Source organism: Teichococcus vastitatis (genome assembly GCF_003604215.1).
GTDB lineage: Bacteria > Pseudomonadota > Alphaproteobacteria > Acetobacterales > Acetobacteraceae > Pseudoroseomonas > Pseudoroseomonas vastitatis.
Map to the genome: position 1 here is coordinate 1 of NZ_QXGS01000039.1, position 23,677 is coordinate 23,677.

General features: G+C 67.3%; 20 protein-coding genes, 2 tRNA genes and 1 pseudogene. 7 read left to right on the top strand and 16 right to left on the bottom strand.

The features are described 5' to 3' along the window. Positions 1 to 182 precede the first annotated feature (182 nt). Complete coding sequence (locus tag D2K64_RS20180; RefSeq protein WP_120010180.1) at positions 183 to 1,484, top strand: hemolysin family protein; 1,302 nt, start codon at positions 183 to 185, stop codon at positions 1,482 to 1,484. A 30-nt stretch (positions 1,485 to 1,514) separates the two neighbouring features. Here D2K64_RS20180 and D2K64_RS20185 read toward each other — a convergent pair whose 3' ends face one another. The 4 genes from D2K64_RS20185 to tkt form a co-directional block, all read right to left on the bottom strand. Further along, positions 1,515 to 2,948, bottom strand: coding sequence for an NAD-dependent succinate-semialdehyde dehydrogenase (locus D2K64_RS20185; RefSeq protein ID WP_120010181.1), 1,434 nt, complete (start codon positions 2,946 to 2,948; stop codon positions 1,515 to 1,517). A 131-nt stretch (positions 2,949 to 3,079) separates the two neighbouring features. Continuing rightward, a complete protein-coding gene (locus D2K64_RS20190) occupies positions 3,080 to 4,276 on the bottom strand; it encodes a phosphoglycerate kinase (protein WP_120010182.1) in 1,197 nt (398 codons plus the stop codon). Between the two features lie 16 nt (positions 4,277 to 4,292). Then, the gene (gap, locus tag D2K64_RS20195) at positions 4,293 to 5,333 is read right to left on the bottom strand and encodes a type I glyceraldehyde-3-phosphate dehydrogenase (protein WP_120010183.1); all 1,041 of its coding nucleotides are present in this window, start codon (positions 5,331 to 5,333) and stop codon (positions 4,293 to 4,295) included. 44 nt (positions 5,334 to 5,377) lie between these two features. Beyond that, positions 5,378 to 7,324 carry a transketolase gene (tkt, locus tag D2K64_RS20200; protein ID WP_238384331.1) on the bottom strand — a complete coding sequence of 649 codons (1,947 nt, stop codon included), beginning with the start codon at positions 7,322 to 7,324 and terminating at the stop codon, positions 5,378 to 5,380. A 291-nt stretch (positions 7,325 to 7,615) separates the two neighbouring features. On the opposite strand from tkt, the gene D2K64_RS20205 reads away from it, so the two are divergent. Further along, positions 7,616 to 10,279, top strand: coding sequence for a bifunctional acetate--CoA ligase family protein/GNAT family N-acetyltransferase (locus D2K64_RS20205; protein WP_120010185.1), 2,664 nt, complete (start codon positions 7,616 to 7,618; stop codon positions 10,277 to 10,279). Positions 10,280 to 10,294: 15 nt separating this feature from the next. Here the strand turns inward: D2K64_RS20205 and D2K64_RS20210 are convergent, their stop codons facing one another. Then, a complete protein-coding gene (locus D2K64_RS20210) occupies positions 10,295 to 11,170 on the bottom strand; it encodes a helix-turn-helix domain-containing protein (protein WP_120010186.1) in 876 nt (291 codons plus the stop codon). Positions 11,171 to 11,350: 180 nt separating this feature from the next. Beyond that, positions 11,351 to 12,241 (bottom strand): annotated as a pseudogene (locus tag D2K64_RS20215) (2-hydroxy-3-oxopropionate reductase); the annotation flags it as partial. A gap of 172 nt (positions 12,242 to 12,413) precedes the next feature. Here D2K64_RS20215 and D2K64_RS20220 point away from each other — a divergent pair. Further along, positions 12,414 to 13,490, top strand: coding sequence for an AI-2E family transporter (locus D2K64_RS20220; protein ID WP_120010188.1), 1,077 nt, complete (start codon positions 12,414 to 12,416; stop codon positions 13,488 to 13,490). A 112-nt stretch (positions 13,491 to 13,602) separates the two neighbouring features. Next, on the top strand, positions 13,603 to 14,148 hold the full coding sequence (gene phnN, locus D2K64_RS20225; protein ID WP_238384328.1) for a phosphonate metabolism protein/1,5-bisphosphokinase (PRPP-forming) PhnN: 546 nt from the start codon (positions 13,603 to 13,605) through the stop codon (positions 14,146 to 14,148). Between the two features lie 10 nt (positions 14,149 to 14,158). Here phnN and D2K64_RS20230 read toward each other — a convergent pair whose 3' ends face one another. The 8 genes from D2K64_RS20230 to phnG are packed head-to-tail and all read right to left on the bottom strand — an operon-like array spanning position 14,159 to position 20,380. Continuing rightward, complete coding sequence (locus tag D2K64_RS20230; RefSeq protein WP_120010190.1) at positions 14,159 to 14,839, bottom strand: DUF1045 domain-containing protein; 681 nt, start codon at positions 14,837 to 14,839, stop codon at positions 14,159 to 14,161. Beyond that, on the bottom strand, positions 14,836 to 15,969 hold the full coding sequence (locus tag D2K64_RS20235; protein ID WP_120010191.1) for an alpha-D-ribose 1-methylphosphonate 5-triphosphate diphosphatase: 1,134 nt from the start codon (positions 15,967 to 15,969) through the stop codon (positions 14,836 to 14,838). The genes D2K64_RS20230 and D2K64_RS20235 overlap by 4 nt, the downstream gene beginning before the upstream one ends. Then, positions 15,966 to 16,664 (bottom strand): phosphonate C-P lyase system protein PhnL, encoded by a 699-nt coding sequence (gene phnL, locus D2K64_RS20240; RefSeq protein WP_120010192.1) that lies wholly within the window; start codon positions 16,662 to 16,664, stop codon positions 15,966 to 15,968. The genes D2K64_RS20235 and phnL overlap by 4 nt, the downstream gene beginning before the upstream one ends. Next, positions 16,661 to 17,434: a phosphonate C-P lyase system protein PhnK gene (gene phnK / locus D2K64_RS20245; RefSeq protein ID WP_120010193.1), complete on the bottom strand. Its 774-nt coding sequence runs from the start codon at positions 17,432 to 17,434 to the stop codon at positions 16,661 to 16,663. Before phnK ends, phnL begins: the two co-directional genes overlap by 4 nt. Further along, positions 17,431 to 18,273 (bottom strand): alpha-D-ribose 1-methylphosphonate 5-phosphate C-P-lyase PhnJ, encoded by an 843-nt coding sequence (locus D2K64_RS20250; protein ID WP_120010194.1) that lies wholly within the window; start codon positions 18,271 to 18,273, stop codon positions 17,431 to 17,433. The genes phnK and D2K64_RS20250 overlap by 4 nt, the downstream gene beginning before the upstream one ends. Further along, complete coding sequence (locus tag D2K64_RS20255) at positions 18,270 to 19,355, bottom strand: carbon-phosphorus lyase complex subunit PhnI (RefSeq protein WP_120010195.1); 1,086 nt, start codon at positions 19,353 to 19,355, stop codon at positions 18,270 to 18,272. The genes D2K64_RS20250 and D2K64_RS20255 overlap by 4 nt, the downstream gene beginning before the upstream one ends. 3 nt (positions 19,356 to 19,358) lie before the next feature. Continuing rightward, positions 19,359 to 19,928, bottom strand: a complete 570-nt coding sequence (gene phnH, locus D2K64_RS20260; protein WP_120010196.1) for a phosphonate C-P lyase system protein PhnH — start codon at positions 19,926 to 19,928, stop codon at positions 19,359 to 19,361. Continuing rightward, positions 19,925 to 20,380 (bottom strand): phosphonate C-P lyase system protein PhnG, encoded by a 456-nt coding sequence (gene phnG, locus D2K64_RS20265; RefSeq protein ID WP_238384329.1) that lies wholly within the window; start codon positions 20,378 to 20,380, stop codon positions 19,925 to 19,927. Before phnG ends, phnH begins: the two co-directional genes overlap by 4 nt. 102 nt (positions 20,381 to 20,482) lie before the next feature. On the opposite strand from phnG, the gene phnF reads away from it, so the two are divergent. Together phnF and D2K64_RS20275 are read left to right on the top strand one after the other, a co-directional pair. Next, the gene (phnF, locus tag D2K64_RS20270) at positions 20,483 to 21,253 is read left to right on the top strand and encodes a phosphonate metabolism transcriptional regulator PhnF (RefSeq protein ID WP_120010198.1); all 771 of its coding nucleotides are present in this window, start codon (positions 20,483 to 20,485) and stop codon (positions 21,251 to 21,253) included. Beyond that, complete coding sequence (locus D2K64_RS20275) at positions 21,250 to 22,395, top strand: alpha-D-ribose 1-methylphosphonate 5-triphosphate diphosphatase (protein ID WP_120010199.1); 1,146 nt, start codon at positions 21,250 to 21,252, stop codon at positions 22,393 to 22,395. The genes phnF and D2K64_RS20275 overlap by 4 nt, the downstream gene beginning before the upstream one ends. A 40-nt stretch (positions 22,396 to 22,435) precedes the next feature. Here the strand turns inward: D2K64_RS20275 and D2K64_RS20280 are convergent. Beyond that, positions 22,436 to 22,511 (bottom strand) — tRNA-Asn (locus D2K64_RS20280). Between the two features lie 82 nt (positions 22,512 to 22,593). Next, a tRNA-Cys gene (locus D2K64_RS20285) sits at positions 22,594 to 22,667 on the bottom strand. A gap of 50 nt (positions 22,668 to 22,717) precedes the next feature. Between D2K64_RS20285 and D2K64_RS20290 the strand changes: the two genes are divergently transcribed. Further along, the gene (locus D2K64_RS20290) at positions 22,718 to 23,458 is read left to right on the top strand and encodes a protein-L-isoaspartate O-methyltransferase family protein (RefSeq protein WP_238384330.1); all 741 of its coding nucleotides are present in this window, start codon (positions 22,718 to 22,720) and stop codon (positions 23,456 to 23,458) included. Positions 23,459 to 23,677: the final 219 nt, after the last annotated feature.

Genomic DNA, 23,677 nt, shown 5'->3' on the forward strand with positions numbered 1-23,677 from the left:
CTGAAGGTCACAGGTTCAAATCCTGTCCCCGCATCCAAGCAATGCCATCCTTTCAAACGCGCACTGTATGAAGAACCTCTGCCGCGGGTGGCACAGGGCAGTCCTCGTTAAAGCTTCAGGATGACTGCTGAAGGATCACCCGCTACAAGCGGAGTGCATCATCGCATGGCACAAGCGGCACTATGAACCTCGTGCTCGAACTTTCAGTCATTCTCCTGTTGGTCCTGCTCAATGGTGTCTTTGCCATGAGTGAGCTTGCCATTGTTTCTTGTCGGCGCACGCGTCTCTTGACCATGTTGAGGGCTGGCCGCAGCGGTGCGGCGACTGCTCTATCTTTAACAGAAGATCCCCAGCGCTTTCTCCCTACTGTGCAAGTTGGCATAACGCTCGTTGGCGTGTTGGCGGGCGCTTTCGCCGGCCAGGGCATTGCACAACGGTTTGCCGACGTCCTAGGTGTGATACCCGGTGTGGAGCCTTACGCTACCCAACTGGCCCTAGGGCTCGTTGTTCTAGGCATCACCTATCTTTCCTTAATCATTGGCGAGTTGGTTCCAAAGCAGCTGGCGCTCCGCGATCCGGAAGCTGTTGCTGTGGTGATGGCGCCTCCCATGGCCTTGCTGTCTCGCATCGCCGCTCCGATGGTCTGGCTGTTGTCCCGCTCATCATCTCTGGTGCTCAGTCTCCTGGGCGCCGCCAAACCTGCCTCCTCCACCATTACTGAGGAGGAAGTAAAAGCCGCAGTGGCTGAAGGCGCGGAAGCGGGTGCCTTAGAAACCGAGGAACGCCAGATGATCGAGCGCGTTCTCCGCTTGGCTGACAAGCCGGTCCGTGCGCTGATGACGCCCCGCACAGAAGTGGATTGGATTGACCGATCAGCGGATCAGCAGGAGTTGGCAACTCGGTTGCGGGCGAGCCAGGTGACCCGCTTTGTGGTGGCGGAAGGCCGCATCGACAACGTGGTCGGTATTGTTGCGACCAAGGACCTGTTAGATCAGATGCTCGCAGGCGGAGACATGGATCTCGCCGCAGCCATACGGAACCCTATCATCCTCCCCGAAAACCTTTCGGGTCTTCATGCACTCGCGCGGCTGCGCACGGATCCATTGGGCATTGCTATGGTCATGGATGAGTATGGCAGCTTCGAAGGAGTGGTTACCGCCTCTGACCTGTTAGAGGCGATCGTCGGGGAACTCGGCCCCATGTCAGTGCCGATGATCGGGGGTTTAGTGCAACGACACGATGGCAGCATCCTGCTGGATGGCATGATGCCGAGTGACGAACTGAAATCACGCTTTGAGCTTCCGGAACTGCCCAGCGAAGGCAGCTACCATACCGTAGCCGGCTTGATGCTGTCCCTGCTGCAGCGAATTCCCAGGGAAGGGGACCGCATCGTCTGGGCAGGCTGGCGCTTCGAGATCGTCGACATGGATGGACGACGGATCGACAAGGTTCTCGTCAGCCGGGAAACCACCACGGAACAGTGAAGGCCCCGGCTGACGCCGGGGCCCCGCTTGTCAGATGCCAGCCTGCGTCACGAATTTGGTGTTCAGGTAGGCCTCGATCGCTTCGGAACCACCTTCCGAGCCGTAGCCGCTATCCTTGATGCCTCCGAAAGGCACTTCCGGCAACGCGAGGCCGAGGTGATTGATCGTCATCATACCGGTCTCGACCTGCGATGCGATGGCGTTGGCCGTTTTGGCCGATTTCGTGAAGGCGTACGCTGCCAAGCCGTAAGGCAGACGGTTCGACTCCTCCACCACTTCATCGAAATCGCGGAACGGCACCATCAGCGCCAGCGGCCCGAACGGCTCATCATTCATGGCCCGCATCTCGCGCGTCAGGCCAGTGATCACCGTGGGCTCGTAGAAATAGCCCTTGTTGCCGATCCGATTGCCGCCGGTGCGGATTTCAGCGCCCTTCTGCCGGGCATCGGCCACCAGGGATTCCATGGCCGGGATGCGGCGATCATTCGCCAGCGGACCCATCTGCACGCCGTCTTCCAGGCCGTTGCCGACGCGCAGGGCCTTGGCATGCGCCACGAACTGATCGACGAAGCGGTCGAATACCTTCTCCTGCACCAGGAAACGGGTCGGCGACACGCAAACCTGCCCCGCATTGCGGAACTTGCTGCCTGCCAAAGTCTTGCTGGCATGCTCAACGTCGGCGTCGTCGAAGACGATGGCCGGGGCATGGCCGCCCAACTCCATCGTGACTCGCTTCATGTACTTGCCCGCCATCTCCGCCAGGTGCTTGCCCACCGGGGTCGATCCAGTGAACGTCACCTTGCGGATCACCGGATGCGGGATGAGGTAGGATGAGATCTCCGCCGGCACGCCATAGACAAGGCCCACCACGCCCTTGGGAAGGCCGGCGTCCAGGAAGCAGCGGATCAGTTCGGCCGGCGATGCTGGGGTCTCTTCCGGCGCCTTGACGATGATCGAGCATCCGGTCGCCAGCGCAGCCGACAGCTTGCGTACGACTTGGTTGATCGGGAAGTTCCAGGGGGTGAAGGCCGCCACCGGACCCACCGGCTCCTTGACCACCAATTGATAGACGCCCTCGGCGCGTGCCGGCACCACGCGGCCATAAGCGCGGCGGGCTTCCTCGGCGAACCAGTCGATGGTGTCGGCGGCCGCCATGGTTTCCATGCGTGCCTCGGCCAGGGGCTTGCCCTGTTCCATGGTCATCACGCGGGCAATGCTGTCGGCCCGCTCGCGCAGCAGGTCAGCAGCCTTGCGCATCAGCTTGGAACGATCGAAGGCCGAGACCCTGCGCCAGATATGGAAGCCGCGTTCGGCGGCAGCCAGAGCCTCATCCAGATCGGCTTCGCTGGCATGCGGTACGGTGCCGATCTGCTCTTCCGTGGCCGGGTTCAACACGGGAATGGTGCGACCGCCGGTCGCCGCGCGCCATTGTCCGTCGATATGAAGCTGGACGTCCTTGTACATCGCGCATCTCCTTGCGAGTCATCGATGCGCGGAATGTGGACCCTTGCGGGGCAGATCGCTACCCCGGGCCGGCCAGAAGAGTTGGCCATCAGAAGGAAAGGCCCCGCATGGCTGCGGGGCCTTTCCTGGCTTCAGGCGGTTTCCAGTACCGCGACGCCCGGCAATTCCTTGCCTTCCAGCCACTCCAGGAAGGCTCCGCCGGCCGAGGACACGTAGGTCATCCGGTCGGACACCCCGGCATGGCGCAGCGCCGACACCGTGTCGCCGCCGCCGCCGATGCTCTTCAGCCCCGCCGATGTGGTCAGCCCAGCCACCGTCTGTGCGACCTGCACCGTCGCCGTGTCGAAGGGCGGGATTTCAAAGGCGCCGAACGGACCGTTCCACACCAGGGTGGACGCCTTCTTCAGCCGCGCCTCGACGGCGGCGACCGTTGCGGGGCCCACATCCAACGCCATCATGTCAGGGGGGACGCCATCGGCCGGAACCGTGCGATGCGCCGCGTTGGCCGCAAAGGCTGCCGCCACCACCAAATCATCTGGCAGCAGGATCTCGCAACCACCGGCCTTGGCCTCCTCCAGGATGCGCAGGGCGGTGTCGTGCATCTCGCCTTCCTGCAGCGATTTGCCCATGGACTTGCCCTGCGCGGCCAGGAAGGTGTTCGCCATCGCGCCGCCGATCACCAGCACGTCCACCTTCTTCGACAGATTGCCGAGCAGGTCGAGCTTGGTGGACACCTTCGCGCCGCCAACGATGGCGACCACGGGCCGTGCCGGATTGCCCAGCGCCGCATCCAGCGCTTCCAGCTCCGCCTGCATCAGGCGTCCGGCATAGGCCGGCAGCTTGCGGGCCACGCCCTCGGTGCTGGCATGCGCCCGATGGGCGGCGGAGAACGCGTCATTGACGAACACGTCCGCCAGCTTCGCCAAGCCCTCGACTAGGGCTGGATCGTTCTTCTCCTCACCGGCGTGATAGCGGGTGTTCTCCAGTACCAGCACCTCGCCATCCTTCATCGCCGCGGTCGCCTGTTCGGCGGCCGGGCCGATGCAGTCCTCGGCAAAGGCGATCGGCTTGCCGAGCACCTGGGACAACGCTTCCGCCATCGGCTTCAGCGACATCTCGGGCACCCGCTTGCCCTTTGGCCGGTCGAAATGGCTGCACACGATCACCTTGGCTCCCTTGTCCGCCAGTTCGCGGAGGGTGGGCGCCAGGCGCTCGATGCGCGTCAGGTCAGTGATCTTCCCGCCGCGCACCGGCAGGTTCAGGTCAGCGCGCAGCAGAACCCGCTTGCCGGCGGGTTCGAGCTGATCGAGTGTCCGAAAGCGGGCCATCTGCTGCGCCTCTTCCTTACAGGCTGCCGAGCAGGGCGGCCGTGTCCGACATGCGGTTCGAGAAGCCCCACTCGTTGTCGTACCAGCTCATCACGCGCACCAGCCCGCCATCGACCACCTGAGTCTGCGTCGCATCAAAGGTGGAGGAGTGCGAGTCATGGTTGAAGTCGATGGAAACCAGCGGCGCGGTGTTGTAGCCGAGGATGCCCTTCAGCTCGCCCTCGGCCGCCGCCTTCATCGCGGCGTTGATCTCGTCCTTGGTCAGCCCGGTCTTCTTCGGCACGAAGTCGAGCGAAACGAGCGAGACGTTCGGCGTCGGGATGCGGATGGCGGTGCCGTCCAGCTTGCCCTTCAGCTCCGGCAGCACCAGGCCCACGGCCTTGGCCGCGCCCGTCGAAGTCGGGATGGCGGAAACGGCAGCGGCGCGGGCCCGGTGCAGGTCCTTGTGCAGCGTGTCCACGGTGCGCTGGTCGCCGGTATAGGCGTGGATCGTCACCATGTAGCCACGCTCGATGCCGAACTTCTCATGCAGCACCTTGGCGATCGGCGCCAGGCAGTTGGTGGTGCAGGAAGCGTTCGAGACGATCTTATGCTCGGGCTTCAGGACCTTGTGGTTGACGCCATAGACGATGGTGGCCTGCGCGCTCTCATCGGCCAGTTCCTCGCCCCAGGTCACGGGGGCGGAGACCAGCACCTTGCGCGCGCCGGACTGCAGGATCTTCGCCGCGTCGGAGGATTTGGTGAAGATGCCGGTGCACTCGGCCGCGACATCGACGCCCTGCCACTGCAGCTTGGTCGGATCGCGCTCGGCGCTCACCTTGATGGGCGCGTACTGGCGGCCATTGGCGCTGATGTGCAGCGTGTCGCCCTCGACGCGCACCTCGCCGGGGAAGCGGCCATGCACGCTGTCGTAGCGGAACATGTGCGCATTCGCTTCGACCGAGCCGAGATCGTTGATGCCGACGAACTCGACGTCGTCACGCCCGCTCTCGATGGCGGCGCGCAGCACGAGGCGCCCGATACGTCCAAACCCGTTAATCGCGACCTTGACAGCCATGGTGTCGTTCCCTTCTCGATCTTGCTGGGATGGGGTGAAACGTATCAGGTCAGCTTGCGGCGAGCCGCAGCGACCACGGCCTCGGCGGTGATGCCGAAGTGCCGGAACAGATCCTCGGCCGGGGCCGAGGCGCCGAAGCCGGTCATGCCGATGAAGACCCCGTCGGGACCCAGCCAGTGATCCCAGCCGAAGCCAAGCGCGGCCTCGATGCCGATGCGGGGCGCCGTGCCGAGAACGCCGGCGCGGTAGCCCTCATCCTGTAGGGCGAACAGCTCCCAGCAGGGCAGGGACACCACCGCTGTGGGCACGCCCTCGGCTTCCAAGGTCTCGCGGGCAGCGATCGCCAGCTGCACCTCCGAGCCGGTCGCGATCAGGGTCGCGGCACGAGGGCCGCTGGCCTCCGCGAGGACGTAGCCGCCGCGGGCGCTGCGGTTCTCGCCCGCCTCGCCCCGTAGCGCCGGCAGGTTCTGGCGGGACAGGGCCAGAACCGACGGTCCATCGGCGCGTTGCACCGCCAGTTCCCAGCACTCGGCCGTTTCCATCGCATCGGCGGGGCGGAACACGCAAAGGTTCGGCATGGCGCGCAGGCTAGCCAGGGTTTCCACCGGCTGGTGCGTCGGGCCATCCTCGCCGAGGCCGATGCTGTCATGCGTCAGCACGTGGATCGCCCGCACGCGCATCAGCGCCGCAAGGCGGATCGACGGCCGCATGTAGTCAGCGAAGGCTAGGAAGGTGCCGGAATAGGGAATAACGCCACCATGCGCGGCCATGCCGTTCATGGCCGCCGCCATTCCGTGCTCGCGGATGCCCCAGTGGATATAGCGCCCGCCGAGATTGGCCGGCGACAGCACCGGAATTCCCCGGACATTGGTGTTGTTGGACCCGGTCAGGTCGGCCGAGCCGCCCACCAGTTCCGGGATGGCCGGCACCAGCACCTCGAGCGCCTTCTGGCTGGAAACGCGGGTGGCCGCCTTCGGCTTCTCCTCGGCCAGGCGCTGGCGGAAGGCCGCGGCGGCTTCGTGCCACCCATCCGGCAGCTTGCCTGCCATGGCGCGCTCAAAATCCGCCTTTTGAGGATGGTTCGCGAGGCGCTTCAGCCAGGAGCGGCGTGTTCCGGCGGAGCGGCGTCCGGCGGCTTCCCAGTTGGACTTGATGTCCTCGGGCACCTCGAACGGTTCGCTGGTCCAGCCCAGCGCCTGCTTGGCGGCCTCGGCTTCCTTGGCGCCAAGCGGGCTGCCATGGCTGCCGGCGGTGCCGGCTTTGGTCGGCGCGGCGAAGCCGATGATCGTGCGGCAGGCGATCAGCGTGGGCTTGCGGCTGCGCACGGCGCCTTCCAGCGCCTTTTCCACCGCGATTGGGTCATGCCCGTCGACCCGCTTCACCGCCCAGCCATAGGATTGGAAGCGCTTCAGCACGTCGTCGGACGAGGTCAGGCTGACCTCACCATCGATGCAGATGCCGTTGTCGTCCCACAGCACGCACAGCTTCGACAGGCCGAAATGCCCGGCGAGGGATGCTGCCTCGTGGCTGATGCCCTCCATCAGACAGCCGTCGCCGGCGATCACCCAGGTGCGGTGGTCCACCAGGCTCTTGCCAAAGCGGGCAGCCAGGTGGCGCTCGGCCAGCGCCATGCCCACCGCATTGGCCAGTCCCTGGCCGAGCGGGCCGGTGGTAGTCTCGATCGCCGGATGCTCGCCGAACTCCGGATGGCCCGCGGCCACGGAATGCAGCTGGCGGAAGCGCCGGAGGTCCTCGACCGCCATGCCGCCATGGCCGGACAGGTGCAGCCACGCGTACAGCAGCATGGAGCCATGGCCGGCCGACAGCACGAAGCGGTCGCGATCGGCCCAGCGGGGATCCGCCGCATCGTACTTCATGAACCTGCTGAACAGGACCGTGGCGGCGTCGGCCATGCCGAGCGGCATGCCGGGATGCCCGGACTTGGCCTGTTCCACCGCATCGATCGTCAGGGCCCGGATGGCGTCCGCCATGCGCCGTGTCTCTGTCAGCGGCAGGGAAAGAAGCTTCTCCTGCGCCGCAATCGCCGGGTTGTCGGCAACATCGGGAAGTGTCGCAATCGTGGCCAAGGTCAGGAACCTCTCAGGCGTCGAGGTGGGCTATAAGGGCGGCATTACGGCGCGGCAACCCGGGGTGCCTGTCACGCCCGCGACAGGCTTCCCGGCGGTTGGGGCCGCTCTACCGTGGTTGTGGCGCGGTTTCCAGCCATCCACATGCGAGTTCATGTTGCGACGCCGCCGCGGGCAGGCCACACGATAGTCGGCATGGACCTTCCGCTCGCCCTGCCGCGCCGCCAGACCGGCTTCCGTGAGGCCGCCTTGTTCCACCCCCGCTCGGTGGTGCTGCTGGCCGATCCGGCGCTGCCGGAAGCCGCCCTGCTGGCGGCCAACCTGGCGGCCGGCGGGTTCCAGGGCCAGCTCCACAGCGTCGGGCTGGCGGCCGCGGGCCTGACCGAGGCCCCTTCCATCGCGCAACTGCCGGAAGCACCCGACCTCGCCGTGATCTGCCTGCCGCCGGGCCGGCAGGAGCAAGGCATGATCGATCTCGCGGCGCGCGGCTGCTTCGCCGCGATCGTCCCCGTGGCATCCCCCGACTTGGCTGCCCTGTCCGAGCGCACCGGCGTACGGGCCCTCGGTGCCCACAGCTTCGGACTCTGCCTGCCCGGCATCGGGCTGAATGCCAGCCTCAGCCACGTGACGCCGAAGCCGGGCCGGCTGGCGCTGCTGACCCAGTCGCCCTCCATGGCCCGTACCATCATCGACTGGGCCGCCGGTGAAAAGCTAGGCTTCAGCCACGTCATCGGGCTCGGCACCAATCACGGCCTGGGCTTCGCATTGGCCCTCGACTGGCTGGCGCGCGACACCCGGGCAGGGGCGGTGCTGCTGGACCTGCGCCGGATCAAGAACCGCCGGATGTTCATCTCGGCCGCGCGTGCCACGGCCCGGACCAGGCCGGTCATCGCCATCCGCCCGGGCGGCCATCAGGGCGGTTCTCAGATGGATCGCGGCGCCGCCGCCGATGCGGTGATGGAGGCCGCGTTGCGGCGGGCGGGGGTGCTCCGCGTATCCGGCCTTGAGGATCTGCTGTCCGCAGCCGAGACGTTGGCGCGATTGAAGCCGGGACAGGGGCAGCGAGAGGCCGGCGTCGCCGGGGACCGCATCGCGATCGTGGCGAATGGCCAGGGTCCGGCCTACCTCGCGGCCGATGCCGTGCTGCAAGGCAGCGGGCGACTTGCGGATTGGGACAACAGCGTGCGCGGGCCCCTGGCCTTGATGCTGGACCAGCCCCTCGCCAGCCTCGGCAACCCGCTCGTGCTGCCACCGAGCCAGAGCCACCGGCTGGCTGAGGCCGCCAGCCTCGTGGCAGCCGTGAGGGGCGTCGATTCCGTGATCGTCGTGCATGCTCCATTGCCGGGCTCCGGCGCGGAGGCCGTGGCGTCGGGACTGGCCGCGGCGGCCAAGGCCACGCGAGGAGCACCGATCCTGGTGGGATGGCTGGGGGAGGCGGGCGCTGCGCCGGCCCGGAGGCTGTTGGAAGGTGGCATCGCCGTGTTCGCCACGCCGGAAGCCGCCGTGCGGGGCGCCCTTCACCTGGCGGCGGATCGCCGCAACCGCGCGGCGGCGGCCGAGTTGCCGCCGCGCGAAGTGCTGGAACTGGCGCCGGATCGGGAGGCGGTCGGCCGAATCCTGGAACAGGCGCGAACCGACGGACGCCGCGGGCTGAACGAGCTGGAAGTGCTGCAGATCCTGCAGGCCTATGGGCAGCCCGTCGTGCCGGGTCTGCAGGCCGCCGACTCCGAGGCGGCAGTCCGGGCGGCCATGCGCCTTGGTTTTCCAGTGGTTCTCAAGATCCTGAGCCCCGACCTGCCACGCAAGACCGAAGTGGGGGGCGTCGCACTCGGCCTCAAGGACGTGGCCAGCCTGCGCGCCGCCGCGGCGCAGATGCTGAAGCAGGTCCACCAGCTGCGCCCGGATGCGCGGCTGGATGGCTTTCTGGTGCAGAAGCTGGCGGGGGGCGGGCAGCGCGGGCATGAACTGCGCTTCCACCTGGGCGACGACCCGATGTTCGGACCCTGGATCAGCTATGGGCGCGGCGGCACCGCCTCCGATTTCGAGCCCGATGTCGCCTATGACCTGCCACCCTTGAACCGCAACCTCGCCCTGGCGCTGATCCGCCGGACCCGCGGGGCTCGGCTCCTGGAAGGGTTCCGGGACCATCCAGCGGTGGATGTTGCACAAATTGCCGACACCGCCGTGCGCCTGTCGCAGATCGCCGTCGATTTTCCGATGATCGAGGACCTGATCATCAACCCGTTATGGGCCGACCCGCAGGGCGTCACCGCGCTGGACGCTTCGGCCGTGCTGCGGCCATCCGGCACGCTGGCGCAACTTGCCATCTCCCCCTATCCGGCCGAACTCGCTCGGCCTTGGACCCTGCGGGATGGGCGAAGCCTGTTGGTTCGGCCGATCCGGCCAGAAGATGCCGCCGCCCATGCCGAGGCTTTCCGCAGCCTGACGCGGGAAGATGTACGCTGGCGCTTCTTCAATCAACTGAAGGAACTGCCCGCTGCGCAGATCGTCCGGCTGACGCAGATCGATTACGACCGCGAAATGGCGTTCGTGGCCACTGAGGCGCGCGCCGGGGAGCCTCCACGGACCGCCGGCGTGGCGCGGCTGATCCGCGAGCCCGGACGGCTGGAAGGCGAGTTCGCCGTGGTTACCCTGCCGGAATGGAAAGGCCAGGGCCTCGGCCGGCACCTGATGCAGCGCCTTATGGAATGGGCGCGCAGCCAGGGCCTGAAAACCGTGACCGGGCAGGTGCTGGCCGACAACCGGCCGATGATCGCCTTCGTGAAGGCGCTAGGCTTCACCGTCACCCGCTCCGACGCGGATGACGATGTGTTGGAAGCAAGGCTGTCGCTGGTCTGACCGGCCGGAGCCGGCTCAGCGCGGGCCGATCTCGCGGATCAGATCCCGCACCCGAGCGGCGGCGGCCGATCCCTTCAGCGCGTTGCGCCACGCCGCTTCGGCGACGCGCTGATGCACCGAGACGGCTTCATCGGCCGCGGTGATGGTGCCCACACCCGTGACCTGGGATGCTGTCATGTCGGCCGGGAAGGGGCTGGTGCACACATGCGCCCGTTCCCGGCCGCGCATCACCAGGAAATTGCCGGCCGGCTCCACCGCCAGCAGCCCGATCTGCAAGCCGATCGGCACGCTCTCCATCAGGGTCGCGATGCTTTCGGCCTCCGCCCGCGCCGCCAGCCTGCACCGCGTCCGGGTTCGTTCCGAAACGGCCAGGCCTGCGGCGACGCCCTCGGTCAGGAAATTCCGCAGCGCCGCTTCCGACAACATGGCGATGATGTTGGCGCGGCGGGACTGGTGCAGCTTCTTGCGGGCGGTCAGAAGGCCCATGGCCTGATCCGCTGCGGCGCGCGCCGCCACGCGCTCGCTGGCATTGTCGGCCACTTCCGCCCAGGCTTCGGCCAATGCGCCGTCGAAGGCATCCGTGGTGGTCGGATAACAGACGGCCTCACCGACCTGCAGGGTCTGATCGGATTGTTCCTCGACCTGGCGCAGGCGCTCCTGGAAGGCGATCGGGCGGGAAAAATACTCGACCCCGATACCCAGCAGCGACAAAGGCGAAATCTTCAGCAGCTCGGCCAGGCGCCGGATCGTGTCCAGCTTGATGACCTCGCCCTTCTCGTAGCGATAAAGGGCCGCGCGCGACACACCAAGGCGCGCGGCGATCTCCTCCGCCCGCAGCCCCGATTCGAGACGGTAGGCCCGCAATTGCTGGCCGATATCGGCGAATCGCATGACACCTCTTTGTCGATATCAACCCGGAAAATAAGCCAGACAAGACACGAATCTCGCCAGAAGGCTTGCTGTCTGAAAATGCGGTCACCACGCTCAATTGGCAATCATAAATCGACCTTCACCACCAGGCTGCGTCGATCTTCACCGAAACTGCGTGAATTTGGCTGCCAATGCTGAAAGTCATGGCGCCTGATCCACTTGATGCGAAGCCATGGCTTCCAGCGCCGTCACCAGTCCTGAATGGTCAAGATTGCCATGTCCATTGGCCACGCAGGCGGAAAACAGCTGCTGGACCGAGGCGGTGTTCGGAAGCGCCACGCCCAGCTCCCGCGCGGATTGCAGGGCGAGGTTGAGATCCTTCTGGTGTAACTTGATCCGGAACCCTGGATCGAAGGTGCGCTGGATCATTCTGTCGCCGTGCAATTCCAGGATCCTGGATGTCGCGAGACCGCCCATCAACGCCTGCCGCACCTTGGCAGGGTCCGCACCAGCCTTGCTGGCGAACACCAGCGCCTCCGCCACGGCTTCAATGGTCAGGCCCACGACAATCTGGTTGGCGACCTTGCAGGTCTGGCCGGCACCGTTGGTTTCACCGATCAGGGTGATGTTCTTGCCCATCGCCTGGAACAAGGGCAATGCCCGCTCGAAGGCGGCCGTAGGCCCGCCAACCATGATGGTCAGGCTCGCCTGCTTGGCGCCGACCTCACCGCCCGACACCGGCGCATCGAGATAATCGCAACCCTTCTGATTGATTGTTTCGGCAAATTTGCGCGTCTCCGTCGGGCTGATCGAACTCATGTCGATGACCAGCTGCCCTTCGCGGAGACCATCCGCGACGCCGTTGGCGCCGAACAGCACCTGCTCGACATCCGGCGTATCCGGAAGCATCAGGATCACGATTTCCGTCTCCCGTGCCACCGCTGTAGCGTCGGGCAGGACCTTGAAGCTGGTCCTCTGCTCCGACGTCAAGCTCGGCCGGTCCGGTACCGACACCTCATGCCCGGCCGTCAGCAGATGCGCCGCCATGCGGCGGCCCATGATGCCGAGCCCGATGAATCCGATCTTCATGCAAGGTTCCTTCCGGTTGTGATGTCGGGCGGTGGACCATCAGCCCGATCCGCCAGCCTGTTCTGGAGGTCACGCTAAACCTGGTGCGGCGGAGCGCAAGGGCCGCGCGATGACGCAGGGAGCCGCATCACGGGTCGCGCTGGCGTCAGCGCCGTGGCTCGGGCAACTATGCGCCATGACGTCCTCTCCTTCTCCACCGGACCGGCCCCTGCATCCGGCACGCCTGTTCGGTTTGGCTGCGCTGGCGGCCCTGATGGTCGGCTGTTTGCTGATCCTCAGGCCGTTTCTGTCGTCTCTGCTCTGGGCGGGCATTCTCGCATTCTGCACCTGGCCGGCGTTCCGCACGTTGCGCGACCGCCTGAGGCTGTCTCCCACGCTGGCGGCTCTGGTCATGGTGGCGCTGGAGATGCTGCTGGTCGGCTTGCCCATCCTGCTTGCGACGCCGATCCGGGCCGATGACGTCCAGGGATTGCGGGCCAGTGCGGAAAGCCTGATCGCGGATGGCCTTCCTGGATTGGGCGACAAGCTCGGCGGCATTCCCTGGATCGGCGCCTACCTGCAGCAATGGTCCGCATCGCTACAACTCGACTTCAGCCCGGTGACGAACTTCCTTCGTCCCTATGCCGGTGTCATCGCGCAGCAGGCGCTGGGCGTGCTGCTCGCCATCCTGTCCGGCCTTGCGGAACTGGTGTTGGCCATCCTCCTGTCGTTCTTCTTCTATCGCGATGGCCCGCGGATGGCCGCCGGCGCCGAGGCGGTGGTCAGCCGCATCGCGGGTCCACAGGCACGACGGCTGATGCAACTGATTGCGAATGTCACGCTTGGGGTGGTCTATGGCCTGCTCGGGACAGCATTGGCACAAGGCTTGCTGACCGGCTTCGGGCTCTGGATCGCCGGCGTTCCGCAACCGGTGCTGCTGTCGGTCATCGCCGGCGTGATTTCCGTGCTGCCTGTTGGCGCACCCCTGGTCTGGCTACCCGCGGCACTCTGGCTGCTCAGCCAGGGCTCGGTGGGGTGGGGCATTTTTCTGCTGCTCTACGGCGCCTTCGGCATCAGCAGCGTCGACAACGTGATCCGCCCCTGGCTGATCAGCCGCGGCGCCGACCTTCCGCTGCTGCTGACCATCCTGGGGGCATTGGGCGGTGTTCTGGCATTTGGCTTTCTCGGCCTGTTTCTGGGACCGGTGCTGCTGGCAGTGGGCTTCACCTTGCTTCGCGACTGGGCCGAGGAGGAGCCGCAGACGCTGCGCTGACCATCGATGAAAATTCCGCGTCATTCCGTGGTGGCGCCTTGCGCATCCCGCGGATGACGCTGACAACCCGGCGATGAGCAGGGATGACGCAGCGAGCAGAAGCGGCAGACTGGTGGCGGTGGTGGGCCCCTCCGGCGCGGGCAAGGACACCTTGCTGAGCGCCGTGCGGCAGCGCCTTTCCGAGGACGAACGGTTTGTGTTCGTGCGGCGCCTGATCACCCGGCCGCCGGAAACAAGCCTCCATGGCGGCGCCGAGGACCATGAGCCGGTCAGCGAGGAAACATTTGCCGCTCTGTGCCAGAATGGCGGCTTCGCGCTGCACTGGCAGGCCCACGGCCTGCGCTACGGCATCCCGCAGACAATCGAGCCGGCGCTGGCCTGCGGACGGGTCGTGGTGGCCAATCTGTCACGGGCCGTGCTGTCGGAAGTGCCACCACGATATCGGCTGCGCGTGTTGCAGGTGATGGCACCCGCCGCGATCCTCCAGCAACGGCTGCAGCAGCGCGGCCGCGAAGATGCCGACAGCATCGCCCAGCGCCTACGGCGGCAGGCTGAGCTGCCGCCGGGCCTGGACCTGCGGGTCATCCACAACGACGCCAGCCCTGAAACCGGCGCCGAGCGGCTCTACATCAGCCTGATGGATTGCCTGACCAACTGATCGCCAGACTTCATGCTGGGCCCAGCGGCAGGCGTTCCGCGATCAGGAACGCGGCGCCGGGTGAGGCCTGCGTGAACAGGCACAATTCCCGCACCCTGCGCGGGCACTCCGCGATTCCTTGAAAATGCGCTTCCGCCTCCGGACGCAAGAGGGCCATCTCGGCCGCCGTCAGGCGACGGGACAGCGTCATGTGGAAGCGCCACCATTCGAAGACGTGCGGATAGCCCCAGCGTTCCAGATACTGCCGTTGCGCCGGGTCGAGGCTCTCCGGCCTGCGCCGGCGGATCTCCTCCTCCGAGGGAGGCGCGCGATGAGCATCCAGAGCCGTGACGCAGGCATCCGCGAGAGCCTGCAGCGCGGGGCACGGTTCCGCCTCGCGAAGCGCCAGAAAGCCGTCCAGATCGGCAACACGCAGCGGTGGCAAGCTGAAGGCGTCGGTTCGCGCAGCCAGAAGACGCGCCGCCTCGGCGGCGGCGCGGTAACTGGTGGAGAGGTGGAAAGGCGGCTTCAAGGTGGCATGGAAGCCGTAGCGCCGGGCATCTCGGGTCGCCGCATGGAGGTCGAAGCCCGCCACCACCGGCTGCGGGCAGGTGGCGCCGGTTTCGGCATCACGGCCGAGCCAGGCGGACGCCGCCGCATGCAGCGGATCGGCGATCTCGGGCGCCCAGTACAGGGCGAGGCGGGCGGTCACGCCACGCGTTCCGCGCCGCGCCAGACGGCACGGATCACGGGCATGATCCCCAACTGCCGGATCCGCACCAGATCGGCGCGCAGCCCCGCTTCCAAACGGCCCCGATCCGTCATGCCGAGCATGCGCGCCGGTGCGGCGGTGATGGTCGCGATGGCGCGCGGCAGGCCGATGCGGCCGGATGCCTGCCAGGCGGCCTCGATCATGGCGGGCGGAACGTAGTCGCTGGCGAGAACATCGACCAATGCGCGGTCCACCAGATCCGCTGCCGAAACATTGCCCGAGTGGCTGCCGCCCCGCACGATGTTGGGCGCCCCGGCGATGATGCTCATGCCATGCCGCCGCGCCGTTTCCGCCGCCATCATGGACACCGGGAATTCCGAGATCAGGATGCCGTCGGCGGCATTCTGCGCGATCTCCGCTTCCTGCCAGTCATCGTGGCTGGCCAGCGGCAGGTGACGATAGGCCAGGCGATCAAGCAGGGCGCGCCGTTGCGGTTCGCGCAGCTTCTCGCGCTGCTCGATCAGTTCGCCGATGCGCCGATCGATCTCGGCGATGGATTTGCCGCCGCGCTGGCGCATCTGGCGGTACCGCTCGATGTCGACATACTGGCCCACACCCGGCGTATGATCCATCAGGCTGGCCATGCGCACCGCGGGATGTTCGGCGACGCCCTCGAGCAGGGGCAGCATGTCCGCGGCCGGAAGCTCGCACCGCAGATGCAGGAAATGCTCGCTCTTCAGCAGGCCGGTTTCCTGCAGCGCGTCAAGGTCCTTCACAGCGTTCAGGAACGTCTCGGTTCGCTCCGCATCGAAGCCGAGATCGCCCAGGCAGAGCGCGTCCAGCACGGTGGTGACGCCGGCGGCGGCCGTCTGCGCATCATGCGCCAAGAATGCCGAACGCGAAGGCCAGCGCGCCAAGCTGCGTGGCTGGACCTGCCGTTCCAGATTATCCGTGTGGACGTCGATGACGCCCGGGATCAGGTGGTCCCCATCAAGATCCAGCGCTGCGGGATTGCGGCTCCGTCCCGGCTGCACCTCGGCGATCCGCCCGTGGCGCAGCACCACCGTGCCGTCGAGAAGTTTCTCCGGCAGCACCAGGAGCGCATTGGTCAGAATGATTTCGGCGGTCATGCGGGTTCCTGAATCGGCTGAACTTGGAACAGGCGGCTGGCGATGCGGTCCCGGACATCGGCGTCGTGGAAGATCCCGATCAAGGCTGTGCCGCTGCGGCGTGCCTCCAGGATCAGCTGTATCACGACCTCGCGGTTGGCCGCATCCAGGCTGGCGGTCGGCTCATCCAGCAGCATCACCGAGTAGCGCGGCGCGAAGCCACGGGCGAGGTTCACCCGCTGCTGCTCGCCACCGGAAAAGGTGGCGGGAGGCAGGCCATGCAAACGCTCGGGCAGGTTCAGCCGGCACAACAGCTCCTGCGCGCGGCGCCGGGCCTCGGCCTGGCTGCTACCCTGTGCCACGACCGGCTCAGCCACGATGTCGAGGGCCGACACGCGTGGAATGACGCGGAGGAACTGAGATACATAGCCGAGGCTGCGGCGCCGGATTTCCCGGATGGTGCGCGCATCGGCTGCGCTGAGCTCCACATCGAGGTTGTCGTGACGGATCCAGATGCGGCCGCGATCCGCACCGTAATTGCCATACAGGCACCGCATCAGGGTCGATTTCCCGGCGCCCGAGGGGCCGGACAGGGCCAGACACTCGCCGGCCTCCACCACCATGTCCACATTGTCGAGCACCGGCATGCGGAGGCCGCCTTGCAGGTGCAGCTGGAAGGTCTTGCCCAAGCCTTCCGTCCAGAGGCGGCGGCTCATGCGGCGAGCACCGAGGATACCAGCAGCTGCGTGTAAGGATGCTGCGGATCATCCAGCACGCGGTCGGTCAGACCCTGCTCCACCACGCGGCCGTGTCGCATCACCAGGATACGATGCGCTAGCAGCCGGGCCGCCGCGATGTCATGCGTCACCAGGAGCACCGCGATGCCGAGATCCGCCACCAGGTTCCGGATCAGGTCCAGCAGCTTCGCCTGTACCGATACGTCAAGCCCGCCGGTGGGCTCATCCATCAACACCAGGCGGGGGCGGGACACCAGCACCCGCGCGATCTGCAGCCGCTGCTGCATGCCGCCGGAGAAGACGCGCGGCAGGTCATCGATGCGGGCGTCGTCGATCTCCACGCGCCGCAGCCATTCCGCGGCCTGCGCCCGGATGCCGCCATAGTTCCGCGCCCCCACCGCCATGAGCCGTTCGCCGACATTGCCACCTGCGGACACGCCCATCCGCAGGCCATCGCGCGCGCTCTGATGCACGAAGCCCCATTCGGTGCGCATCAGCCGCCGCAGCGCGGCCTCGCTCATCGCATGCACGGGATGGCTGCGGCCATCGGCATCGCGGTACAGCACGCTGCCATCCGCCGGCGCCAACTGCCCCGACAGCACGCGGAGCAGGGTGGACTTCCCCGAGCCCGACTCGCCCACGATCGCCACCACTTCCCCGGGATGCAGATTCAGGCCTACATCGTCGAGCGCCGTGGTGGTTCCGAAGCGCAGGTTGAGGCCTTCGGCCTGCAACAATGGAACGCTCATCGTGCTGCCTCCTGGCGGGTCTCGCAGTGATCGGTGTCGGAGCAGATGAACATGCGGCCGCCGCGGTCGTCGCAGACCACCTCATCCAGGTAGCTGTCGCGCGCGCCGCAGAAGGCGCAGGCGGCGTCGGCGCGATGCGGGCGGAACGGATGGTCCTCGAAATCCAGGCTGCGCACCCGGGTATAGGGCGGCACGGCATAGATCTTCTTCTCGCGTCCCGCGCCGAAGAGTTGCAGCGCGGGCATGTTGTCCATCTTGGGGTTATCGAAGGCGGGAATCGGGGAGGGCGACATCAGGTACCGGTTCGCGACCATTACCGGGTAGTTGTAGGCGGTGCTGACATGGCCGTGACGCGCGATGTCCTCGTAAAGCTTCACGTGCATCAGCCCGTAATCCGCGAGGGCGTGCATGCGCCGCGTTTCCGAAAGCCGCGGCTCCAGGCGAAACAGCGGCTCGGGCATCGGCACCTGATACACCAGCACCTGGCCTTCCCGCAGCGGCATCTCCGGGATCCGGTGCCGCGTCTGGATCACCGTCGCGTCCCGGGTGCGTGTGGTGGTGCGCACCCCGGCGACGCGGCTGAAGAAGCGCCGGATCGAGACGGCATTGGTGGTGTCATCGGCTCCCTGGTCGATCACCTTCAGCGTGTCCTGCGGTCCCAGGATACTGGCCGTGACCTGGATGCCGCCGGTGCCCCAGCCATAGGGCAGCGGCATCTCGCGGGCGCCGAAGGGTACCTGGTGGCCGGGCACCGACACGGCCTTCAGCACCGCGCGGCGAACCATCCGCTTCGTGCCTTCATCCAGATAGGCGAAGTTGTAGCCGGGATCATGGGTCATGCGCGGTCCTCCGCCGGGGCCGCGGCGGTCGCGCGCATGCGCCGGATCACCTCCAGCTCGCTCTGGAAATCCACGTAATGCGGCAGCTTCAGGTGCTCCACGAAACCGGTGGCCTCAATGTTGTCGGAATGCATCAGGACGAATTCCTCGTCCTGAGCCGGCGCCACCCGGTCCTCGCCAAGTTCGCCGGCCTTCAAAGCACGATCCACCAGAGCCATGGACATCGCCTTGCGCTCGCCGCGGCCCAGCACCAGACCGTAGCCATTCGTGAATTGCGGCGGCTGCGTCCTGGACCCCTGGAACTGGTTCACCATGTCGCATTCCGTGACGACGATGGAGCCGAGCTCGATCTCGAAGCCGAGTTCCGGCGGCGTGAAGCAGACCGCCACCTCGCCTTGCCGGATCTCGCCGACGAATGGGTGGTTGTTGCCATAGCCGCGCTGGGTCGAGTAGCCGAGCCCGAGCAGGAACCCTTCATCGCCGCGGGCCAGGTTCTGCAGCCGGGCCGCTCGGCTGGCCGGAAAGGCCATGGGTTCGCGCGTCAGATCCGGCGGCGCTTCCCCAGCGTCGCACTCGGCCGGCATCAAGCCGTCGGCCGCCAGGATGTCGGCCACGCGGCGCAATGGCTCGTCCGCCGCCGCCTCGGCTTCGGGGGCGGGTTCCGCCAGTGCTTCCGCCGCCAGTGCGAAGTCGAGCAGCCGGTGCGTGTAGTCCATGGTCGGGCCCAGCAACTGCCCGCCCGGAAGATCCTTGAACACTGCGGAGATGCGGCGCCTGACCGCCATGCTGCGCGTATCCAGCGGCGCGGCATGGCCGAAGCGGGGTAGGGTAGTGCGGTAGGCGCGCAGCAGGAACGCCGCCTCGATCAGGTCGCCCTGCGCCTGCTTGATCGCCAGTGCCGCAAGGCTCCGGTCATGACAGGCGCCCTCCGCCATAACGCGATCCACGGCGAGCCCCAGTTGCTCCTCGATCTGCTCGACCCCGATGCCGGGCACCGCCGGGTTGCCGCGCCGGCACTCGGCCATCCAGCCATGCGCATGGGCGATGGCGGCTTCGCCGCCTTTCACAGCCACATAGGCCATGGCTCAAGCCTCCTCGATGCGGACGCTGCGGGGCAGCGCGGCGATGCGATGTCCGGCGCACAGGATCACGTCGACGCCGCACGGGAATGCCTGCCGCTGAGCCGCCCATTGCTGCAGGAAGTCGGCCGGCAGGCCGGCCACGCGCAGGTGGTGGCTGCCGCTTATGCCGGGACCGGTGAGGCGCCAGCCACGATCCTCCTCCAGGAGCGCAACCTGGCAGATCAGCGTTGCCGCCTGTTCCGGCGCCTCATCGGTGCCTTGCCGCAGCGTGGAGAGGACCGGCACCGCATCCAGGGCCAGTACGAAATCGGCCTCCGATACGGCGGCGCTGGGGCTGCCACAATGAAACCGCGTCCACTCCGCCGCATCTTCCGCACCCGCAGGCAGGTGCAGGCTGGTGTCCGCATCCGCCAGGGTCAGCAGAACAGCCGCCATGGCAGGATCCAGCCCGGCCGGCGGGGTCAACGGCAGGTCGAGCAACTGCACCCGCCCAGGACGACTCATCGCCTCCAGCACGGCGCGGAAGCTGGCCTGGGCTTGAAACACCGGGTCGGCGAAACCGGGCCGCATCATCGCGTGGTCGCCATGGTCATGAACTGCACCTTGGTGGCGGCCGCCTTGCGCCGCTGGCGCGCGGCGGTCGCTTCCTGCTGCTCCGCGAGAGGCTCGATCACCTGGGAAAGCCAGGCCGGGCGCGCGGCGTCGTCCTGCAGAACCGCATCCAGCACCGCCGCCAGCTCGGCCCGGGCCACATCACGCCCGGCATGGTAGGCGTGCCCCACCAGGCCATTGTCCAGGGCGACGGCACACCGCGTCACCGTCAGTTCGGCCAGGTTGAACGCATTGCCCACGGCTGCGGCGCGGCCCTGCAGCATGACCAGCCCGGTTTCAGGACCACGCAGCCGCCGGTGTGGCGGCAGCGGCGGAGCATCGGCCAGCTTCTGCTGCAGGGCGGTGCAGGTGGTCCGCGCCAGAATGGCCATCCATCGCTGTCGTTCGGCTGTCGGGGAGGCTTTGTCGGTCACGCTGCGAGATCCCGTAAAATTTGTATAGACGACTAGATGTCTGCAGGCGTAACCGTCAACCTGAAACTGCCACTCGGATGAACGCATGAGCTTGAAGTTTCCATGACGGAGATCGCCGATCCGAAGATCGCGACGTCCGGACTGCTGCGGCGGGACGGAGTGGCGCTGTGGCGCCAGATCGCCCAGCGGCTGGAAGCGGAGATCGCCAGCGGCGGCCTGGCCGCCGGTGACCGCTTGCCCACGGAACTCACCCTTGCGGCGCGTCACGGCGTCAACCGCCACACGATCCGCCGCGCGCTGGAATCGCTTGCCGGCCGCGGACTGCTGCGCATCGAGCAGGGCCGGGGCTCCTTCGTGGCCGAGGACGTGCTGGACTACCCGCTGGGCCCGCGCACCCGCTTCTCCGAGCTGATCCGGGCGCAGAACCGGGAGCCGGAAGGGCGGGTCGTTTCTGTCGAGCGCGTGCCCGCCGAACCCGTCATGGCAGAAGCGCTGCGGGTGCCTCTCGGCCATCCCTTGATGGCGATCGAGCGCCTTGGCCTGGCGGATGACCGTCCGGTGGTGCTCGGCCGCCATCACTTCGTGCTGCCGCGCTTCGATGGGCTGCCAGAGGCCTTGGCCGGCCATGGCTCCATCACCAGGGCGCTGGAGGCCCTCGGCGTGGCCGATTACCAGCGAGCCTGGACGAGGCTCACGGCGCGCATGCCGACGGAGGAGGAGGCGGCGTTGCTGCAGCAATCCGCCCAGCGCCCGGTGATGCTCGCCGAGGCACTCACCCAGGACATGGACGGCAATCCGATCGACTACACCGTGTCGCGCTACGCCGCCGGGCGGGTGCAGATCATGGTGACCCAGGAAGGAAGTTCGCTGTGAGCGTGTGGAGCATCAACGGGGGCATGGCGCTGCTGGACGGAGCGTTCCGGCGCGAGCCGGTTCACCTTTCGAACGGCGTGATCACCGCCTCGGAGCCCGGCAGCGCGCGCCGCTTTGATGCGGAAGGGTTGCTGGTTCTTCCGGGCATCGTCGACCTGCATGGCGATGCGCAGGAGCGCCAGCTGCAACCCCGTCCCGGAGTGCCGATGCCGACCCTGCCGGCGCTGCGGGATTCGGAAGCGCAACTCCTCGCCGCCGGCATCACCACGGCTTTCCTGGGCATCACCCTCTCCTGGGAGCCGGGGCTGCGCTCCATGGCCACTTGGCGCGCCATCCTCGACACGCTGGCCGCCACCCGCGATGAACGCGGCGTCGACCTGCGCGTGCATCTGCGCTTCGAGGCCGACAACCTGGATGCGGTGGACGAGGCGCTGCAGCGGATCGCGGCGGGCGAGGTGCATCTGCTGGCCTTCAATGACCACACGCCATCGATCGAGCGCAAGCTGGCGAGCGACTCGGCGGGAGCCAAATACGCCGAGCGGGCCGGCGTGGCGTTGCCGGTGATGCGGCAGCTGGCCGAGCAGGCCATGGCGCGGCGGCCGGGGATCGCCGCTGCGCGCGCGAGGCTGGTGGAGGCAGCCGGGACCGCGGGCATTCCCATGGCGAGCCACGATGATTCCAGCGTAGAGGATCGCCGCGCCTTCCGCGCCCTTGGCGTGCGGATCTGCGAATTCCCGATGGCAGAAGCTGTTGCAGCCGAGGCACGGATGGCGGGCGAGGCCGTGGTGATGGGTGCGCCCAACGTAGTGCGCGGCGGCAGTCACCTGGGCTGGGCCGGCGCCGCCGAGTTGGCGGAGCGCGGCCTGGTCACGGTGCTGGCGTCGGACTACGTCTGGCCCGCACTGCCGCAGGCGGCGTTCAAGCTGGTGGAAAGAGGCCGTCTTGATCTCGCCGCGGCCTGGGCGCTGATCAGCGCGAATCCGGCAGCGGCGGCAGGGCTCGGCGATCGCGGCGTGATCCGGCCCGGCCTGCGCGGCGATCTGGTTCTGATGGATGCCCGGCGGCAGGCGCCGGTTGCCACCTTCTGCGCCGGACGCCTCTGCTGGGTGTCGGCGAGCGGCGCCGGACGGATCGGCGGCTGAAACAGAAAAAGGGATGCCAAGTGGCATCCCTTTTCCGAAGTGGCTCCCCGAGTTGGACTCGAACCAACGACCTAGCGATTAACAGTCGCGTGCTCTACCAGCTGAGCTATCGGGGATCAGCGGTGGCGGGCGCTATAGCGGGGCGGGGAGGGGCCTGCAAGAGGCCTTCATCATCGTTCCGCTGTCACGTCCGAACTCTGGAGGCCCGAGCCGGAATTGAACCGACGTACGCGGATTTGCAGTCCGCTGCATCACCACTCTGCCATCGGGCCCCGCGGCGATGTATCGGCGCCAACCGCTTCCGGTCAAGAGTGCCTTGCGCTTGGCCGGTCTGCTGCCCGGGCCTATAAGCGGCGCCAGGGTCGGCGTGTCCGTCCCCGGCGAGACAGAAGGACGGCAGGCGATGGACTTCGCGGCGGCACGCAAGTGGATGGTGGATGGCCAGCTCCGGCCGAACAAGGTCACGGACCCGCGCATCCTCTCCGCCATGCTGGACCTTCCCCGGCATCGTTTCGTTCCGGCCGACATGGTGGCTCGCGCCTATGCGGATGAGGATACGCCGCTCGGCGAGGGGCGCGTGCTGCTGCAGCCCATGATGATCGCCCGGCTGCTGCAGCTCGCGGAGCTCCGCACCGGTGATTCCGTGCTGCTGGTCGGCGCCGGAACCGGTTACGGCGCCGCGGCTCTGGCCCGGATGGGCGGCCGCGTGACGGCGCTCGAAAGCAGCCCGACCTTGTCGGCCGTGGCGCGCGAGGTGATGGGCGAGGTCTCCCTGGCGCCCGGCCATGTGCAATGGGTGGAAGGCCCGCTGGCCGCCGGTCATCCGGCCGGCGCCCCCTATGACCTGATCATGATCCAGGGCGAGGTGCCGACGATACCGCCTGCCCTGACTGAACAACTGGCCGAGGGCGGCCGCCTGGTCGCGATCCGCCGGCTGCCGGGCCAGGTCGGCATCGCGGTGATCGGCCGCCGCGTTGGCGGCGTGTTCAGCGCAGTGCCCGCTTTCGACTGTGGCACCGTGCCGCTGCCCGGCTTTGCGCCCGATTCCGCCTTCACCCTTTGACCTTGGCACAGCCGCGGGCCCTGGCAGCCGCGGCGCGTCCCGATCCTGACCCACTGGAGAGTAGCCGCATGCGTCACGCATTCCTCCCCCTTCGTGGGGCGTTGTTGCTGGTGGTGATGGGTGGCGGTGTGCTGTGGGGTGGGGTGGCGCGGGGCCAGACGCTGCAGGAGTCACTGTCGCAGGCCTATGCCAACAACCCGGCGCTGCTGGCGGCGCGGG

Excerpts from the sequence above, each read along its gene's own strand:
- D2K64_RS20180 (WP_120010180.1), top strand. The coding sequence starts at position 183 with ATGAACCTCGTGCTCGAACTTTCAGTCATTCTCCTGTTGGTCCTGCTC.
- D2K64_RS20185 (WP_120010181.1), bottom strand. The coding sequence starts at position 2,948 with ATGTACAAGGACGTCCAGCTTCATATCGACGGACAATGGCGCGCGGCG.
- D2K64_RS20190 (WP_120010182.1), bottom strand. The coding sequence starts at position 4,276 with ATGGCCCGCTTTCGGACACTCGATCAGCTCGAACCCGCCGGCAAGCGG.
- gap (WP_120010183.1), bottom strand. The coding sequence starts at position 5,333 with ATGGCTGTCAAGGTCGCGATTAACGGGTTTGGACGTATCGGGCGCCTC.
- tkt (WP_238384331.1), bottom strand. The coding sequence starts at position 7,324 with ATGGCGGACGCCATCCGGGCCCTGACGATCGATGCGGTGGAACAGGCC.
- D2K64_RS20205 (WP_120010185.1), top strand. The coding sequence starts at position 7,616 with ATGGACCTTCCGCTCGCCCTGCCGCGCCGCCAGACCGGCTTCCGTGAG.
- D2K64_RS20210 (WP_120010186.1), bottom strand. The coding sequence starts at position 11,170 with ATGCGATTCGCCGATATCGGCCAGCAATTGCGGGCCTACCGTCTCGAA.
- D2K64_RS20220 (WP_120010188.1), top strand. The coding sequence starts at position 12,414 with ATGACGTCCTCTCCTTCTCCACCGGACCGGCCCCTGCATCCGGCACGC.
- D2K64_RS20235 (WP_120010191.1), bottom strand. The coding sequence starts at position 15,969 with ATGACCGCCGAAATCATTCTGACCAATGCGCTCCTGGTGCTGCCGGAG.
- phnL (WP_120010192.1), bottom strand. The coding sequence starts at position 16,664 with ATGAGCCGCCGCCTCTGGACGGAAGGCTTGGGCAAGACCTTCCAGCTG.
- phnK (WP_120010193.1), bottom strand. The coding sequence starts at position 17,434 with ATGAGCGTTCCATTGTTGCAGGCCGAAGGCCTCAACCTGCGCTTCGGA.
- D2K64_RS20250 (WP_120010194.1), bottom strand. The coding sequence starts at position 18,273 with ATGACCCATGATCCCGGCTACAACTTCGCCTATCTGGATGAAGGCACG.
- D2K64_RS20255 (WP_120010195.1), bottom strand. The coding sequence starts at position 19,355 with ATGGCCTATGTGGCTGTGAAAGGCGGCGAAGCCGCCATCGCCCATGCG.
- phnH (WP_120010196.1), bottom strand. The coding sequence starts at position 19,928 with ATGATGCGGCCCGGTTTCGCCGACCCGGTGTTTCAAGCCCAGGCCAGC.
- phnF (WP_120010198.1), top strand. The coding sequence starts at position 20,483 with ATGACGGAGATCGCCGATCCGAAGATCGCGACGTCCGGACTGCTGCGG.